The organism is Curtobacterium sp. GC_Cur_3 (assembly GCF_026544205.1).
In the GTDB taxonomy this organism is placed as follows: domain Bacteria; phylum Actinomycetota; class Actinomycetes; order Actinomycetales; family Microbacteriaceae; genus Curtobacterium.
In genome coordinates, this window is record NZ_JALNUI010000017.1 from 1 (window position 1) to 15,310 (window position 15,310).

At 71.6% G+C, this 15,310-nt stretch carries 17 protein-coding genes and 1 tRNA gene; 7 read left to right on the top strand and 11 right to left on the bottom strand.

Translation table 11 applies throughout. The features are described from left to right. The first annotated feature begins 505 nt into the window (after nucleotides 1-505). The 4 genes from OXR63_RS10395 to OXR63_RS10410 are packed head-to-tail and all read left to right on the top strand — an operon-like array spanning nucleotide 506 to nucleotide 3,070. On the top strand, nucleotides 506-1,063 hold the full coding sequence (locus OXR63_RS10395; RefSeq protein ID WP_267422686.1) for an RNA polymerase sigma factor: 558 nt from the start codon (nucleotides 506-508) through the stop codon (nucleotides 1,061-1,063). Further along, the gene (locus OXR63_RS10400; RefSeq protein WP_267422688.1) at nucleotides 1,060-1,641 is read left to right on the top strand and encodes a hypothetical protein; all 582 of its coding nucleotides are present in this window, start codon (nucleotides 1,060-1,062) and stop codon (nucleotides 1,639-1,641) included. Before OXR63_RS10395 ends, OXR63_RS10400 begins: the two co-directional genes overlap by 4 nt. A 14-nt stretch (nucleotides 1,642-1,655) precedes the next feature. Further along, nucleotides 1,656-2,009, top strand: coding sequence for a hypothetical protein (locus OXR63_RS10405; RefSeq protein ID WP_267422691.1), 354 nt, complete (start codon nucleotides 1,656-1,658; stop codon nucleotides 2,007-2,009). Further along, nucleotides 2,006-3,070 (top strand): class I mannose-6-phosphate isomerase, encoded by a 1,065-nt coding sequence (locus tag OXR63_RS10410; RefSeq protein ID WP_267422694.1) that lies wholly within the window; start codon nucleotides 2,006-2,008, stop codon nucleotides 3,068-3,070. The genes OXR63_RS10405 and OXR63_RS10410 overlap by 4 nt, the downstream gene beginning before the upstream one ends. Before the next feature lie 57 nt (nucleotides 3,071-3,127). On the opposite strand, the gene OXR63_RS10415 is transcribed toward OXR63_RS10410, so the two are convergent. The 3 genes from OXR63_RS10415 to OXR63_RS10425 form a co-directional block, all read right to left on the bottom strand. Then, complete coding sequence (locus tag OXR63_RS10415) at nucleotides 3,128-3,952, bottom strand: M15 family metallopeptidase (protein WP_267422697.1); 825 nt, start codon at nucleotides 3,950-3,952, stop codon at nucleotides 3,128-3,130. Between the two features lie 263 nt (nucleotides 3,953-4,215). Further along, nucleotides 4,216-4,290, bottom strand: a tRNA-Arg gene (locus OXR63_RS10420). Between the two features lie 13 nt (nucleotides 4,291-4,303). Continuing rightward, nucleotides 4,304-5,428 carry an epoxide hydrolase family protein gene (locus OXR63_RS10425; RefSeq protein ID WP_267422699.1) on the bottom strand — a complete coding sequence of 375 codons (1,125 nt, stop codon included), beginning with the start codon at nucleotides 5,426-5,428 and terminating at the stop codon, nucleotides 4,304-4,306. A gap of 304 nt (nucleotides 5,429-5,732) precedes the next feature. Between OXR63_RS10425 and OXR63_RS10430 the strand changes: the two genes are divergently transcribed. Both OXR63_RS10430 and OXR63_RS10435 read left to right on the top strand, forming a co-directional pair. After that, complete coding sequence (locus tag OXR63_RS10430; protein WP_267422701.1) at nucleotides 5,733-6,545, top strand: phosphatase PAP2 family protein; 813 nt, start codon at nucleotides 5,733-5,735, stop codon at nucleotides 6,543-6,545. 63 nt (nucleotides 6,546-6,608) lie between these two features. Next, a complete protein-coding gene (locus tag OXR63_RS10435; RefSeq protein ID WP_267422703.1) occupies nucleotides 6,609-7,355 on the top strand; it encodes an ABC transporter permease in 747 nt (248 codons plus the stop codon). Here the strand turns inward: OXR63_RS10435 and OXR63_RS10440 are convergent. The 6 genes from OXR63_RS10440 to OXR63_RS10465 form a co-directional block, all read right to left on the bottom strand. Beyond that, on the bottom strand, nucleotides 7,327-8,094 hold the full coding sequence (locus OXR63_RS10440; RefSeq protein WP_267422705.1) for an FAD:protein FMN transferase: 768 nt from the start codon (nucleotides 8,092-8,094) through the stop codon (nucleotides 7,327-7,329). The two genes, OXR63_RS10435 and OXR63_RS10440, sit on opposite strands and share 29 nt — an antisense overlap. Before the next feature lie 4 nt (nucleotides 8,095-8,098). Continuing rightward, nucleotides 8,099-8,566: an FMN-binding protein gene (locus OXR63_RS10445; protein WP_267422708.1), complete on the bottom strand. Its 468-nt coding sequence runs from the start codon at nucleotides 8,564-8,566 to the stop codon at nucleotides 8,099-8,101. Continuing rightward, nucleotides 8,563-10,005: a ferredoxin reductase family protein gene (locus OXR63_RS10450; RefSeq protein ID WP_267422711.1), complete on the bottom strand. Its 1,443-nt coding sequence runs from the start codon at nucleotides 10,003-10,005 to the stop codon at nucleotides 8,563-8,565. The genes OXR63_RS10445 and OXR63_RS10450 overlap by 4 nt, the downstream gene beginning before the upstream one ends. A 224-nt stretch (nucleotides 10,006-10,229) precedes the next feature. Beyond that, entirely contained in the window at nucleotides 10,230-10,724 is a 495-nt protein-coding gene (locus OXR63_RS10455; RefSeq protein WP_071273343.1) for an HNH endonuclease, read from the bottom strand. A gap of 351 nt (nucleotides 10,725-11,075) precedes the next feature. Next, the gene (locus OXR63_RS18140) at nucleotides 11,076-12,083 is read right to left on the bottom strand and encodes a C40 family peptidase (RefSeq protein WP_276585425.1); all 1,008 of its coding nucleotides are present in this window, start codon (nucleotides 12,081-12,083) and stop codon (nucleotides 11,076-11,078) included. A 245-nt stretch (nucleotides 12,084-12,328) separates the two neighbouring features. Continuing rightward, nucleotides 12,329-13,024 (bottom strand): metal-dependent transcriptional regulator, encoded by a 696-nt coding sequence (locus tag OXR63_RS10465; RefSeq protein WP_194630438.1) that lies wholly within the window; start codon nucleotides 13,022-13,024, stop codon nucleotides 12,329-12,331. A 104-nt stretch (nucleotides 13,025-13,128) separates the two neighbouring features. On the opposite strand from OXR63_RS10465, the gene serC reads away from it, so the two are divergent. Then, nucleotides 13,129-14,247, top strand: a complete 1,119-nt coding sequence (gene serC, locus OXR63_RS10470) for a phosphoserine transaminase (protein ID WP_267422722.1) — start codon at nucleotides 13,129-13,131, stop codon at nucleotides 14,245-14,247. Nucleotides 14,248-14,351: 104 nt separating this feature from the next. Here serC and OXR63_RS10475 read toward each other — a convergent pair whose 3' ends face one another. Together OXR63_RS10475 and OXR63_RS10480 are read right to left on the bottom strand one after the other, a co-directional pair. Further along, nucleotides 14,352-14,915 carry a DUF3027 domain-containing protein gene (locus tag OXR63_RS10475; RefSeq protein ID WP_267422724.1) on the bottom strand — a complete coding sequence of 188 codons (564 nt, stop codon included), beginning with the start codon at nucleotides 14,913-14,915 and terminating at the stop codon, nucleotides 14,352-14,354. Continuing rightward, nucleotides 14,912-15,289, bottom strand: a complete 378-nt coding sequence (locus OXR63_RS10480; protein WP_267422727.1) for a cold-shock protein — start codon at nucleotides 15,287-15,289, stop codon at nucleotides 14,912-14,914. The genes OXR63_RS10475 and OXR63_RS10480 overlap by 4 nt, the downstream gene beginning before the upstream one ends. Nucleotides 15,290-15,310: the final 21 nt, after the last annotated feature.

A 15,310-nucleotide genomic window follows, 5' to 3' on the forward strand; every position in this document is an offset into this window, starting at 1 on the left:
CTCGATGAGCAGCTGACCCCGCTCCTCACGAGTGTCCGACTCCGGGCGGTGGTGGTCGTCCCGCCGCCGCCCGGTGCTCTGCCCGCGGCATTCTGCCCGCGGCGCCCGGTCCCGGGCGCGCCGCCTGGTGCTGCTCCCGAGCCGCGTGCTCGCGTCAGAGGTCGCGGAGCCGCCGACCAGACGCCCGGTCGTTCCACTCGGACCGCTCGGTCCCACGCACCGAACGGTGCACGCCGTCGTGCCCAGCCGGCAGGTCGCAGTGCCAGCGGTCGAACGTCGACGGACACGCCCGGGTCGTGGACGCGCGCGTCTCGGCTGATGGTGCTCGGTCCTGCATGGTGCCCTTCGGTCGTCCCCCCTCCATACAGACGTACGGACCACGGGTTTCGTCACGGATCGAGTGCCACCTCGTCTTCGACGACCAGTCACCAGCGCCGAGGTGCATGCTCGTGACGAGGAACATCGCCCGAGCAGCCGGGAAAGAGACCCGCGACCGGAGGTGCCGATGAACGACGACGTCTCGCTCGTCGACGCCGAGGACGCGACCCTCGTCGTCCGGGCTGCCGACGGCGACGTCCGCGCGTTCGAGGTCCTCGCACGCCGGCACGGTCCGCTGCTGCGGGTGTTCGCCGCGAAGATGCTCCGCTCGAACGACGAGTCCGACGACGTCGTGCAGGAGTCGTTCCTCGTCGGGTGGCGACAGCTGAACGACCTCGAGACCCCCGCGCGCTTCCGAGCGTGGATGATGCAGATCGTCACGCGGAAGGCGCTCGACCGGATCCGGTCACGGCGACACCACGACGACGTCGACACCGTGGACCCGCCCGCCCACGCCGTCCACTCGCCGGAGCGTATCGTCGAGGCGCGGCTGCAGCTCGATGCCGTGTGGCAGGCGCTGGACAAGCTCCCCGACGACCAGCGCCGGTGCTGGTTGCTGCGAGAGGCATCCGGCTACAGCTACCAGGAGATCGCCGAGGCACTCGAGCTGCCGGTCTCGACGGTCCGTGGGCTCCTCGCCCGCGCACGACGGTTCTTGCTCCAGGAGATGGAGGCGTGGCGATGACGAACGACGACGCTGCCATGCCCGAGGACGACCTCGTCGACGGCCACACGATGGAGGAGCTCGGCGCCTACCTCGACCGCGACCGGACCCCCCGCGACCCGAGCATCGAGGGATCCCCCGCCTGCCGCCTGGCACTCTCCGGCATGCAGCGCCTCCGCGAGCTCTCGTGGGACGCCATGCAGCACCGCGCCGAGGAGGACCCCGGACGCGACTCAGCCTGGATCAGCGGTCTGCTCGACACCATCCGCAACGAGGTCCGCTCCGGTCGGGACGTGCCCGTGGAGCACCCGGACCCCCGGCTCCGCCTGACCATGACCGAAGCCGCGGTCCGCGGACTCGTCCGTCGCGCCGGCGACACCATGGGCGGTGTCGTGATGGGTCGCTGCACCCTCGACGGCGACGTCACGGAGCCCGGCACACCGATCCGCGTCGAGGTGACGGCGAGCATCGCGTACGGCCTGGTCGCCGACGTCACCGCCGACCGACTGCGGGCCCGCATCGCGGACGCGCTCGACCGGCACACCGAGATCGTCATCGACCGGATCGACGTCGTGTTCGACGACGTCCACGTCCCGTGACCGAGGAGCCGAGGGTGCACGACGACCAGGAACTCTCCCGACGCCTCACCGCGCTGATCCGCTCGACCCCCGGCGTCGACGAGGTCTACCCGGCGCAGCCGGTCCTCGAGGCCGCCGCCGATGCGGTCGCCGTCAAGCTGGCGCTCCGGCACCCGGACGTGCTGGTGGACATCGACCGGGACCACGGCTCGATGACCGTCACCGCCGGCATCGCGGCGAACGACACCCGCCCGGCCCCCGACACCATCCGCGAGGTGGGCGAGCGCATCCGCGACGCCCTGGCACAGCGGCACGCCGACGGCGCCGAGGACCGCGAACCGGACCTGATCACGGTCACGATCCGGTTGATCGAGGGCCTCGACGCGTGAGCACCGACCACACTGCGGACCCCCGGCGCCCCTGGGCAGCCGCGCCGATCCTCCTCGGCCCGAACCAGCCCGCGCACCGCCCCTACCTCGGCGGTGCCGGCATCGCGGCGTTCCGCGGGACGCCGTGGACGGGCGCCGACCCGCACACCCCGGAGGACTTCGTCGGCTCCACCACGTCGGTCCACGGCTCCGCGACGGTCGGCCTGACCGTCCTGGAGCCCGGCCTGACGCTCAAGGAGGCCGTCGTCGCCGACCCCGAGGGGTTCCTCGGCCCGGACCACGTGGCGGCGTTCGGCGCGGACCCGATGCTGCTCGTCAAGCTCCTCGACACCGGCGAGCGGCTCTTCGTGCACCTGCACCCGTCGGACGACTTCGCCGTGGCGCACCTCGACGAGCGCCGCGGCAAGACCGAGGCGTGGGCGATCGTCGCGGTCGCCGAGGGCGTGGACGCCTACGCCGCGGTCGGCTTCACCCGCAAGGTCTCAACCGACGAGGCAACCGCCTGGTTCGACGGGCAGGACGTCGACGGGATGCTCGCGGCGATGCACCGGGTCCCGCTCACGGTGGGCAGCACCCTGCTCGTCCCGGCCGGGGTCCCGCACGCGATCGGTCCCGGCATCACGCTCGTCGAGCTGCAGCAGCCGACCGACCTGTCGATCCTGCTCGAGCACCGGGGCTACGGCGACCTGACCGTCGAGGACGCCACGCTCGGGCTCGACCTGCCGACGGCACTCGGGGCACTCGACCGTCGGCGCTCGGACCCGCGGGACGTCGAGGCGCTCGCGGTCGGGCCCCGCTCCGTCGGATCGTCGACGGTGCAGCTGTTCCCGTCCGCTGCCGACCGGTTCTTCCGTGCCGAGCGGATCACCGTCGCCGGGGTCGTCCCCCTCGATGCTGCCTACGGCATCGTCATCGTGCTCGACGGCGCGATCCGGATCACCCACCACGAGGGGGCCATGGACGTCACCGCGGGCGACACCGTGCTCGTGCCGTTCGGCGTCGGCCCGGTCGAGCTCGACGGCTCCGGGACGCTCATCCGCGCGATGCCGCCAGCACCCTGACGAAGGCCCCCTCGAGCTCCGAGCTCGAGGGGGCCTTCGTCAACGCGACAGACGGATTCAGCTCCCGAGGTCGCTGATCAGACCCGCACGGTTCTTCTTGGCGACTGCGATGAGGCTGTCGACGTTCCCCGCCGATTCGATCTCGACCGGGTCCCCGTACTGGGCGCGGAGTGCCGCTCGGAGGTTGCCGAGCGATCCGGGGATCCCGTACTCGGCCTTGAGTTCATTGAGGAAGGCCGTGTTGAGTTCCACGGCGGTGAACTCACCGACGAGCCACTGGCGTCCGCCGTTGCTGATGATCTTCATGTCTGATTCCCTCGGTTCTGGTGCGGCGGGCGGTGCGGGCTCTTCCGGCAGGTACGAGCCGTCGTACTCGAAGTGCCAGGGTTCGACCTGGCTGAAGGTGTTCCCTGTGGGCTGCCAGCCGTACGCCGGCGCGTTGGCGTCCATCCAGTTCTTCTGCGGAGAACCGGCGGTGGCAACGCCACTTCCGAAGTCGCACGCCAAGGCCCACCCGTGGATGGACGTCCCCGGCTCTGCTGCGAGGTTCCCGCCGTTCTGGTACGCCTCCCACAGAGCTTGCTGGCGGGCGAGGTCCCGGTAGGCCTCGGTGATCGCGAGCGCCGTCCCGAACGCCGCCGTGAACTTCGTGTTCAGGTCCGACCACGCGCGCGCAGCGTCCGGCCGGAGGTACGGCTGCCCTGTGGACACCGGCACCTGTGTCAGGACGCCAACCGGGATCTGCCCGTTGGAGTAGCCACCCCACTGACCCGCGATCGCTGCTGTCCGCATGCGCGAGTCCGGCGTTCCCTCGGGCATCGAGCGCTCGAGGTGCTTGAGGTTCTCGACCGTGGCCGCGAAGGCTGCACCTGGACGCAGCACGGCGGTGCCGACGAGAGCAGTAGCAGCGGCGTAGAGGAGGACCTGTCGACGTGTTGCCCCGGGTGGTGGCGCAGGTAAGGCTTCCCGTGCTGGTCTGTCTTCAGCGTCAGCCATCGTGCTCCCCTCAGCGCGTCGCGCCCCTCGCAACGCCTTCACACGCTTTCAGGAACAGAAGGGAACCGATGTCCCCACTTCGGGGGCAAAGTGCTGCGACGTCGATGACGCGCTCGAGAGGAGTCCGCTCACACAGGAGGCGGCGCATCTGGTGCCCCTGAAGGGACTCGAACCCCCAACCATTTCCTTAGGACGGAACTGCTCTTCCATTGAGCTACAGAGGCCGGCCCCTCCACTCTAGCGGGACCCGACCTGGGACCCGAGCCCCCGGTACGGCTCCAGGAACGCGGTCAGCTCCGCCACGTACGACTCCGGCTGCTCGACCGGCGCGAAGTGTCCACCGCGCTCGGGTTCGGCGAGGTACACGAGGTTCGTCGTCCGCTCGAGCCACTCCCGCGGCGCCGTCACGAGGTCGCCCGGGTACAGCGAGAACCCCGACGGCGTCTCGACCCGACGTGCCATCTGCTCGGGCGGGACGGCTGCGTTCGCGTGGTACATCCGCATCGCCGAGCCGATCGTGCCGGTGGCCCAGTACTCGGTGACGAGGGCCAGGACCTGGTCACGCGTGTACACCGACCACAGGTCCCCGTCGCAGTCGCTCCACGACCGGAGCTTCTCGACGATCCACGCCAACAGCCCCGAGGGCGAGTCGTTCAGGCCCACCGCGGCGGTCTGCGGCTTGGTCCGGTGCAGCATCGCGTAGGCGCCCTCGGTGTCCCGCCACCGCGTCGTGGCCTGCACGAAGTCCTGCTCCGCGGGTGACAGCGACGCGACGTCGATCCCTGGCCAGGGCAGCCCGCCGTCGATGCGGTGGACGGCCACGACCCGGTCCGGGTGGTCGAGTGCCAGGTACCGGACGACGTGCGTGCCGATGTCCCCGCCGGCGACCGCGAAGCGCTCGTACCCGAGCTCCGTCATGAGCGGCGCCCACAGCGCGGCGACCTGGCGGGCGTCGAGCGGCGTGGCCGGCACGTCCGAGAACCCGTACCCGGGCATGTCCGGCACGACGACGTCGAACCCGGCGGCGGTCAACAGCGGCAACACGGTCCGGTAGCGCCACGACGAGTCCGGCCAGCCGTGCGCGAGCAGCAGCGGCAGCCCGTCGCCGTCGTCCGCCCGCTGGTGCAGCACGTTGATGCCCAGCCCGTCGACCTGCACCACCCGGCTCGGCAGTGCGTCGAGCGCGTCGCGGTGCGCGCCGAAGTCGAAGCCGTCCGCCCAGTACGCGGCCAGGTCGCGGACCTCGTCCACGTCGACACCGAGCGACCACCCGGTGCCCTGCGGTGCGTCCGGCCAGCGGGTGGCGCGCAGTCGCGCGCGCAGGTCGTCGATGGTCGCGTCGTCGATCCACATCCGGGTCATGCCCGCACGCTACGCACACCCGCTGACACGGCATCCGCCGGTCACGACCACCCACGCGTCGGTGCGGCGCGCGCCGTCCGGGGAGCCCGTTCTCCGTTCGAGCCGTGACGGATCTGGTTCAGGAAACTCGGGCGGAGACAACGGGATCCGTCATCGCGGAGAAAGAGAACCGCCGTACCCGCGCTGCGCGGTCGTCGCCACCCAGGGCCGACGACACGGACAGCGGTCGCCGGGCGCGCCCACCCACCGGACGGGAGGCTCGCCACCGGCCCGCCCCGAGCCTCCCGTCCGGCAGACTGACGCCATGACCGACGCAGGCTCCGCGACCCCGACCGGCACGACGCCGTACGACCGGCAGATCGGGCGGCGGGACCTGACCGAGTGGCGCTCCCGCGCCGGCCAGCGGCTGGCGTCCCGGCACCAGGGCCTCGCGCGGCGGATCGGTGCGCGCCGGGCGCTCGTCGCGACCCTCGCCGTCGGGGGCGGCATCGCTGTCGCCGCCACCGCCGGCGCCGCGTACATCTACGACGGCGTGACCGGCCGGGACGGCATCGAGAGCCTCGACGGCCCGGCGCTGGCGCGCGCGAAGACGCTCCGCTCCCCCGCCGTGAACGGTGCCGCGGCCGCGATCGCCCACGTGTTCGGCCCGGTCGCGATGCCGGTGCTGACCGTCGGGGCCGCGGTGGCGTTCGCCGTCCGGGACCGCCGCGCGAGCCCGGTGACCCTGCTCGTCGCCGCGGGTGCCGGGTCGCTCGCGATGACCCTGCTCGGCAAGGACCTCATCAAGCGCAACCGCCCGCACCGCCGCGACGCGATACCGCCGTTCGAGAAGTCGCCGTCGTTCCCGTCCGGGCACACCCTCAACACGACGACGATCCTCGGCGTGCTCGCCTACCTGCTGGCGCTCCGGCAGGAGCGGAACGGCCCGCAGGTCGCCCTCGTCGGTGCAGCAGCCGGCACGACCGTGACGGTGGGGCTGTCCCGGGTGCTGCTCGGCGCGCACTGGTTCACCGACGTCGCCGTGGGCTGGGTGACCGGCGCCGGCTGGCTGTCGATGATCATCACCAGCCACCGCCTGTACCTCAGCACGCAGGACGACGACACCGTCGCCGAGTGACCTGGCACGTCCCCGGGGTGGTGCGCGACACCGGCAGATGCGCCCACCCGTAGGCTCCAGGACGTGACCGTCGAGGAGCTCCTGCACACCCTCGCCGGTGTCCTCGCGCTCGTCGCGATCGCCTCGCTGACCCTGGTCCTCGCCCGGGCCGCGGATCCCTGGGCGCCGGCCCTGGCGATCCTCCGGGGTGCGCTGCAGCTCGCCGCGATCAGCCTGGTGCTCAGCGGGGTCATCCGGTCGCCCCTGCTCATCGCCCTCGCCCTGACCGTGATGTTCAGCGTCGCGTCGATCACGGCGGCCAGACGGCTCGGACCGCTCCGGGCGGCGATCGTGCCGGTCGCGGTGACGATGGCCGCCGGGATCCTGGTCAGCTGCGCCGTGGTGTTCGGCACCGGGGCGCTGACCCTGTCCCCGCGGTACGCGCTCGCGATCGGCGGCATCGTCATCGGCAACGCGATGACGATCGCGAGTGTCGCCGGTCGACGCTTCCACGAACTCGTCGACGACCGGTGGGAGGAGGTCGAGGGCTGGTTCGCCCTCGGCGCCACGCCCCGTCGCGCGACTGAACAGCTGGTCCGCCGAGCCGTGACGGCCGCACTCGTCCCCACCGTCGACCAGACGAAGACCACCGGCCTCGTCACCCTGCCCGGCGCCTTCGTCGGCGCGGTCTTCGGCGGCGTCTCACCGCTCGAGGCCGGACGGTTCCAGATCGTCGTCCTCGCCGCGATCATGACCACCGGCAGCATCACCGCGGTCCTGCTGACCCGGTGGCTGGCTCCGGTCACGACCCGGCCGGTGCCCGCCCGCTGAGACGACCCGACACGAGTGGTGGGGTCCGTCGTGCTTCCACGAGGTCGCCGCTGGTGGTGACGGCGACCACGCGGACGTCCCACCGCTCGACCGCCTCGAGCAGGACGCTCCGGCCGCCGGCCAGGACGGCGGTCGCGAGGACGTCGGCCTCGACGACGTCGCTGCCGACGACGGTGACCTGCCGGTACTCGCTCGTCGCGTCGGTCCGCCACACGTGCTCACCACGGTGGCTGGTCCCCGACGTCGCGACCGCTCGTGCGCTGCCGTCGAGTGCGACGGTGGTGAGCAGACGTGCTGGATCGTCCGGGTGGCTGATGCCGACTCTCCAGGGCGTCGCCGGTGAACCGCCCGCGGTCAGCACGTCGCCACCGGCGTTGCAGCACCACCGTTCGATGCCGGCACCGACGAGCACGGCGCCGGCGGCTTCGATCGCCGCTGCCTTCACGATGCCCGCGAGGTCCACGGTGCCGTCCCGCCGGTGCGGGTCGAAGGCACCACCGGTGGCGTTCCGCCACCGGACCGCCTCGGCGTACCAGTGCTTGTGCTCGGCGGACGCACGGGTCAGCGGGAGGCGCCCGTCGGCGATGCGGGACGCCGGCGAGTCCGGACGGTAGCGGCTGAACTCGGCGTCGAACGCCGTGAACCGGGCCTCGACGTCGGCGAGCACGTCGCTGCCGGGATCCGCGCCGTCGATCCGCAGCGACACCACGGTGCCCATCGTCCTGAACACGTGGTCCACCGCGTCACCGTGCCTGGTCGAGCGCCGACTGGAGCGACTGGAGGTAGCCCTCGGACGTGTACGTCGCGCCGGAGACGGTGTCGATCTCGGCGGACTGCGTGGACAAGGCCTCCTGTCGGAGCACCGGTGCCGCCTGCGCGCTGATCTGCACGGACCGGCCGTCACGGTCCGTGAGCTGCAGCGGGGTCACGTCGGTGATCTTCCCGCCCGCGATGGTGACCTGCACCTGCACGTTCCCGAACTGGGTGGCCGCGGCGGTCCCGGTGTACGTCCCGTCCTGCAGGGCACCGCTGGTCGAACTCGACCCGGTCCCGGTTCCTGTCCCGCTCCCGCTCGCCGTTCCCCCGGCGACCGACGTGCCCGTCCCGTCCGCAGCGGAGACGGCGTCGCGGTGCACGATCGCGGACTCCACACCCGCGCTGAGGATGCCGATCGAGACCAGCACCCCGCCGATGACGATGCGTGCCCTCACCAGTCGAACCGCTCTCGGTGCAGGTGCGTCGCCGGGAGTCCGGCACGGAGGGCGTCCTGTTCGACCAGGTCGCTCCACCGTCCGGGCCCGCAGACGTAGAGGTCGGACTCGCGCAGGTCGGGGAACACGGACGCCGCCGAGACGCCGCGGACGGTGTCCGACATCGAGAGCCACCCGCCCGTGCCGCTCCCCCGCGGCCCGATGCTCGTGAACACGCGGTACCCCCGGGCGTGCGCCAGGTCGATCACCTCCTGCCACAGGGACGTCTCGCGTGGCGATCGCCCGCGCAGCAGGACGGTGACGGCGCCGCCGGGAGCGTCGAGGTGCTCCAGGAACGCCCGGACGGGCGTGACCCCGATCCCGGACGCGGCGACGGCGACCCGGGTCGAGGTGCGAACCCGGTCCGTGAACACCCCGTACGGTCCGGCGAACGAGACCCGGGTCCCCGGCTGGAGACTCCCGAGCTGGGCGCTGCCGCGACCGAGCGCGCGGACCGTGACCCGCATGCCGTCGGCGGTCGGTGCCGCGGACAGCGAGATCGGGTGCGCGTGCCACCAGGTCGCACCGGTCCAGAACCGCCACATGAAGAACTGGCCGCCGCGCGCCTGCAGCTCCGTCAGGGCTCGACCCCGGAGGTGCAGGGAGACCACGTCCGCGGCGATCCGCTCGACCCCGACGACGACGACGCGGTGCCGGAGGGACCTGACCACCGGCAGCCCGAACCGGAACGCGGCGACGGAGCCGAAGGCCACGACGTACAGCACCACCCAGTACACGCGCTCCCAGCTGCCCTGCGCGAGCACCTGCCCCTGGGAGAGCTGGTGCGGGATCGCGAGGCCGACCGCGACGTAGGAGAGCAGGTGGACGCCGTGCCACGCCTCGTACGGGAGCACCTTCCGGACCGCGACGACGGACGTCCAGACCACGGCGACGAACCCGACCAGGGCGAGGACCGCCAACAGCACGTCCGACGTGCCCCACAGCGCCACGGCCTCGGCGACGACGTTCTCGTGCGACTCGACCGCGTACCCGACGACGAGCAGTCCGGCGTGGGTGAGGAGCAGGTACAGCGCGGGCCTGCCGAGCCTCCCGTGCTGCACCATCGCCGCGTCGTGGCCGACGAGCCGGTCGATGAACGGGACGCGAGCGGCGAGGACGAGCATCACGAGGACCAGGTCGGTCCCGACCATGCCGGCCACGACGCCCGCGGCCACCAGGACCTGTCCGACACCGGAGAGGTCGACCGGTCCAGCGCTCAGCCAGAGCGTGACGGCCATGGCTGCCGACCCCCAGACCGCGACGCCGAGCCCGTCGACGGCAGCCTGTCGACGTCGAGCCCGGCCACGCAGCTCCGGCTCGGACAGCCTGCGCTGCCGGGTGCTGCTCTCGGGACCGGTCGGTGGCGTCACCACCGACTGTCGGTTCGTCGTCGTGCTCATGCGTCGGTCCTGACACTGTGCGGCTGGACCGGCCGTCGGACCACTCGCGGTCGAGTGGTGGAACCATTGACGGTCAGGCGTCTGTGGACGCGCTGTGGTCGGGCAATGGGTCCGCTGACCTCCCGCGACCCGGCCGGATCGACCCGGCAGGGCGACCAGGGGGACGGCACGCCGGACGGGAGGCTCGTGGCGGCCTGGCACCGAGCCTCCCGTCCGCAGCGTGGCTACGCGGCCACCAGGTACTCGTCCCAGTCCGGCTCCGTGCGCTCCATCCCGCGCACCACCCAGCTCGACCCGTGCGGGGCCTTCGGGCGGAACCGCAGGTTCCAGCCCATCTCCCGCGGAGTGCGGTCGCCCTTGGCGTTGTTGCACGCCAGGCAGCAGGCGACGAGGTTCTCCCACGAGTCCGCACCGCCGCGGGACTTCGGCTGGACGTGGTCGATCGTGGTGGCGTGCCGGTCGCAGTACGCGCAGCGGTTCGCGTCACGCCGCAGGACCCCGCGCCGCGACACCGGCACGAGCCTGGCGTGCGGGATGCGCACGTACCGGGTGAGGATGATGACGGACGGACGGTCGTAGCTCGAGGTCGACCCGGTGACCGGGTGCTCGACGTCGGCGGCGACGATGGCGGCCTTCTGGTTCATGACCAGCACGAGGGCCCGCCGGAACGAGATGACCGCGAGGGGCTCGTAACCGGCGTTGAGGACGAGAGTGCGCATGGGTTCCCTTCCGACGTGCCTGGACGGCTTCCAGGCGATGCGGGGCAACGGATCGAACGGCGTCGGACGAGTGACCACGAACGGGGCCCGGAACGAAGAAGAGCACCGCCCGCAGGGGCAGTGCTCTCGGTCATCCCAGGGCGTGCAGGTGCACGCGGGTCGTGGTCGACCGTATGTCCACGAGCGCGCGCCGACCCATGGTGCGGGTCGTGCGTGCCGTTGACATGAGGTCTCCAGTCCAGGCCGTGTCGGGCCGATGCGCTCAGGCTAAACCAGAAACCGGCCCAGCACGAGGAGTGCTGGACCGGTTCACGGAACGTTCAGGGCGAGGGACCCGCGCTGTCGGTCGGGTCAGACCCCGAAGCGGACGATGTGGTACGCGCTCGTCCAGATCGGGCGGATCGACACGGCACCACCGGGCTTGGGGGCGTCCATGATCATGCCGTTGCCCATGTAGAAGCCGTCGTGGGCCTCGCTGTTGAAGACGACCACGTCGCCGGGCTGGGCCTCGGACGTGGGGATCGTCGTGCCGGCAGCGTCCTGCAGCGGCACCGAGTGCGCCAGGTTGATGCCGTACTGGGCGTACACGAACATGACGTAGCCCGAGCAGTCGAAGCCGGCCGGGGTCGCGCCGCCGAAGACGTACGGGGTGCCGATGTACTGCTTCGCGGTGGCGACCACGGCGGGCAGCGAGAACGGGGTGTTCGCGGCGGGGGCGGCAGCGGCAGCGGCGGGGACGGCGGCCGCGGCGGTCGTGCCCGTGGCGGTGGTGGTCTTCGACGACGCGAGGTAGTCGGTCGCCGTCGGGCCGGTGTACGACGCGTACTGCTTCGCGGCGGCGGCACGGGCCGCCTCGACCTCGGCGGCGTGCTTGCGGGCGTCCAGCGTGGCGGTCGACGTGGCGGAGAAGCCGTCGCGGCTGGTGTCGGCGAGCACGGCGGCGTCGGAGACGGTCAGCTGCTGGCTCTCGGTGGTGCGGACCGCCTGCTGCGCTGCCGCGGCGTCGGAGGCACCCGTCTGCTGCGTCGCGGCGAAGGCGGCGGGGACGGCCATCGTGCCGAACATGCCGGCGGCGACGGCGAGCACGACCGGGGCCATGAACTTGCGCTTGCGGGAGCTCGCGGTCGGCTTGACCTGCGCCGTGGACGCGGCGACGGCGGTCGGACGACCGAGCGGCGCGCTCCGGACCGGGGTCACGGCGCGACGGCGGGTGGGGGTCTCGGCGGCACGGGCTGCACGCCGGGTGAGCTGTGCGGGGGTGGCGTCGGGGAGGCCTGCGGTGGTGGGGACTGCGTTCGTCGGGACGGTGTTCGTCGGGTTCGAGGACATGGCGTCCGCGGCGGAACCGGTCTGCGTCAAGGGTGTGGTCTCCGGCGTCTCGTCATCACCCGCACGGGTTCGGGCCCGTACGTGTGCAACCCCATCCGTTCGTCATCGTCTCCGATCGAGGCAGGAGACGGGTTCGAGAGACGTCCTGCCACGGGCCCCCAGATCGGCATCAGCCCGGGGACTCGTCGAGTGTACGGGGGCACCGTTACCTTGTCGAGACGAAAACGCCGTTCGGTAACAGATTGATGACGAAGCCCTGGTCAGAGGGCAGAACGTCACGCAGCGTCGATGTAGACGTGCTGGGCGACCTCGGACGGCAGCTCGATGCCGGCGTCCTCGCCCTCGACGCGCACGGACACGTAGGCCCCGGCGCGCTGCACGCTGGCGAGCCGCCCGGGCATGACCCCGGCGGAGCGCAGCTGGTGCAGGAGCTCCGGCTCGAACTGGACGGGCTCGCCGAGCCGCCGGATGACCCCGGTCGCCACGGCGTCGGTGCCCTCGGTCGCGGCGACGATGTTGCGGACGCCGTCGAGGAACCCGCCGGCGTCGGGGCCACCGATCTCGGCCAGACCGGGGATGGGGTTGCCGTAGGGCGACTCGGTCGGGTTGCCGAGCATCTCGAGCAGGCGGACCTCGACCTGCTCGCTCATCACGTGCTCCCACCGGCAGGCCTCGTCGTGGACGAAGGCCCAGTCGAGCCCGATGACGTCGGCGAGCAGGCGCTCCGCGAGACGGTGCTTGCGCATGACGTGGGTGGCGCGGGAGCGGCCCTCGTCGGTGAGTTCGAGGTGGCGGTCGCCGGAGACCACGACGAGTCCGTCGCGCTCCATCCGGGCGATGGTCTGCGAGACCGTGGGACCGGAGTGCCCGAGCCGTTCGGAGATGCGCGCACGCAGCGGCACGATCCCCTCTTCTTCGAGGTCGAGGATCGTCCGGAGGTACATCTCCGTGGTGTCGACGAGATCGGTCACGGATCCGCCTCTCCTGTCAGAACTGAGCGGGACCCACACTACTTCCTCGGACTGACTAGGGACGACGGGCCGGGCAGGGGACCACCCCTCGGTAGGATCGGTCCATGGCAGACATCGTCATCCCGGCCGAATTCCTCCCGACCGACGGACGCTTCGGCTGCGGCCCGTCGAAGATCCGCGGTGCCCAGCTCGAGTCCCTCGTGACGCGCGGCGCGACGATCCTCGGGACGTCCCACCGCCAGAAGCCCGTGAAGGACCTCGTCGGCTCCGTGCGCGAGGGCCTCGCCACCATGTTCGACCTGCCCGACGGCTACGAGGTCGTCCTCGGCAACGGCGGGTCCACCGCGTTCTGGGACGCCGCTGCGTTCGGCCTGATCGAGCAGCGCGCGGAGAACCTGTCCTTCGGCGAGTTCGGGTCGAAGTTCGCCAAGGCCGCAGCGGCCCCGTGGCTGCAGGCCCCGCACGTCGTCGAGGCCCCGGGTGGGTCGCGCTCCGAGCTCGAGATCGTCGAGGGCGTCGACGTCTACGCCTACCCGCACAACGAGACCTCGACCGGCGTCATGGCGCCCGTCGTCCGCGCCCAGGGCGACGCCGGCGCGCTGACCGTCGTCGACGCCACGAGCGCCGCGGGCGGGGTGTCCTTCGACGCCAGCGCCACGGACGTCTACTACTTCGCGCCGCAGAAGAACTTCGCGTCGGACGGCGGGCTCTGGCTCGCGCTGTTCTCCCCCGCGGCCATCGAGCGCGTCGCCCGCATCGCCGCGTCGGGCCGGTACATCCCGGAGTTCCTCTCGCTGCAGAACGCGGTCGACAACTCCCGGCTGAACCAGACGCTCAACACCCCCGCGCTGACCACGCTGCTGCTCCTCGAGGACCAGATCTCGTGGATCAACGGCTCCGGCGGCCTGGCGTGGGCCGACACCCGCACGAAGACCTCGTCCTCGACGCTCTACGACTGGGCCGAGTCGGTGGACTGGGCGTCGCCGTTCGTGTCCGACCCGTCGCACCGGTCGCAGGTCGTCGCCACGATCGACCTCGACGACTCGATCGACGCCGCCGCCGTGGCCGCGGTGCTCCGCCAGAACGGCATCGTCGACACGGAGCCGTACCGGAAGCTCGGGCGCAACCAGCTCCGCGTCGCGACCTTCACGGCGATCGACCCCGACGACGTGCAGCAGCTCGTCCGGGCGATCACCTACGTGGTCGGCGCACTGGCCGACTGACCCGAGACACCCCCGTCAACGCGAAACGCCGCCGGATCCGGCGGCGTTTCGTCGTTCGTGCGGCGTCTCGGTGAGACGCCGGCGTGTCAGCGCTGCTCGTCGAGTCAGCGCTGTTCGTCGAGCTCGTCGACGTCGACGCCCTCGATCTCGTCGTCGTCCGACTCGGCGAGGTCGTCCTCGTCGTCGTCGAAGTCGTCGTCGTCCGCGTCGTCGTCGTCGTCCGACTCGTCATCGTCGTCGTCCGACTCGTCATCGTCGTCGTCGGACTCGTCGTCATCCGCGTCGTCCGACTCGTCGTCGAAGTCCTCGTCCGACTCCTCGTCGTCATCCGCCTCGTCGACGTCGGCCTCGTCGACACCCTCCTGCGCCGCGCGGTAGTCGGCGAGCCGCTCCGACCACGGCACCCACTCGGGCGCGAGCAGCGAACCGTCACCCGGCATCAGCTCGACCTCGAGCACCGAGGGGTCCTCGCCCTCGACGTGCGCGACGCTGACGGTCCAGCGCCAGCCCGGGTAGCCGGCCATGCGGTTGGCGAAGAGCACGGAGACGACGCCGTCGCCCTCGTCGGTGGTGCCCGCGAAGGCCCCGACGGTCGACTCCTCGGTGACCTCGAGCAGGGCCTCGCGCGCGAGTGCGGTCAGGTCGGTCTTGTCGGTCGTCATGGTCATGCGTCCAATTGGTCTGCGACGTGCCGCAGGATCGCGGCGATGCGTGTGCCGTTCTTCGGGTAGCGACCGTGGTGGAGGTCACCGCTGATCCGGTCGAGCTCCTTCACGAGGTCCTCGACGATGACGGCCATGTCGTCCGCCGAGCGGCGGGACATCTTCGCCAGCGACGGCTTCGGGTCGAGCAGGTGCACGGAGAGCGCCTGGGACCCCTTGTTGCCCTGCACGACGCCGTACTCGAGTCGCGCACCGGCCTTCACGGTGGTCGTGCCCTCGGGCAGGGAGGACGCGTGCAGGAAGACGTTGTCACCATCGTCGCCGGTGATGAACCCGAACCCCTTCTGGTCGTCGTAGAACTTGACCTTGCCGGTGGGCATGCGCGGAACTCCTCGATAGGT

Bases quoted from the DNA above. Each gene is read 5' to 3' on its own strand.
- OXR63_RS10395 (WP_267422686.1), top strand. From the start codon at position 506: ATGAACGACGACGTCTCGCTCGTCGACGCCGAGGACGCGACCCTCGTC.
- OXR63_RS10400 (WP_267422688.1), top strand. From the start codon at position 1,060: ATGACGAACGACGACGCTGCCATGCCCGAGGACGACCTCGTCGACGGC.
- OXR63_RS10425 (WP_267422699.1), bottom strand. From the start codon at position 5,428: ATGACCCGGATGTGGATCGACGACGCGACCATCGACGACCTGCGCGCG.
- OXR63_RS10430 (WP_267422701.1), top strand. From the start codon at position 5,733: ATGACCGACGCAGGCTCCGCGACCCCGACCGGCACGACGCCGTACGAC.
- OXR63_RS10450 (WP_267422711.1), bottom strand. From the start codon at position 10,005: ATGAGCACGACGACGAACCGACAGTCGGTGGTGACGCCACCGACCGGT.
- OXR63_RS10455 (WP_071273343.1), bottom strand. From the start codon at position 10,724: ATGCGCACTCTCGTCCTCAACGCCGGTTACGAGCCCCTCGCGGTCATC.
- serC (WP_267422722.1), top strand. From the start codon at position 13,129: ATGGCAGACATCGTCATCCCGGCCGAATTCCTCCCGACCGACGGACGC.
- OXR63_RS10475 (WP_267422724.1), bottom strand. From the start codon at position 14,915: ATGACCATGACGACCGACAAGACCGACCTGACCGCACTCGCGCGCGAG.
- OXR63_RS10480 (WP_267422727.1), bottom strand. From the start codon at position 15,289: ATGCCCACCGGCAAGGTCAAGTTCTACGACGACCAGAAGGGGTTCGGG.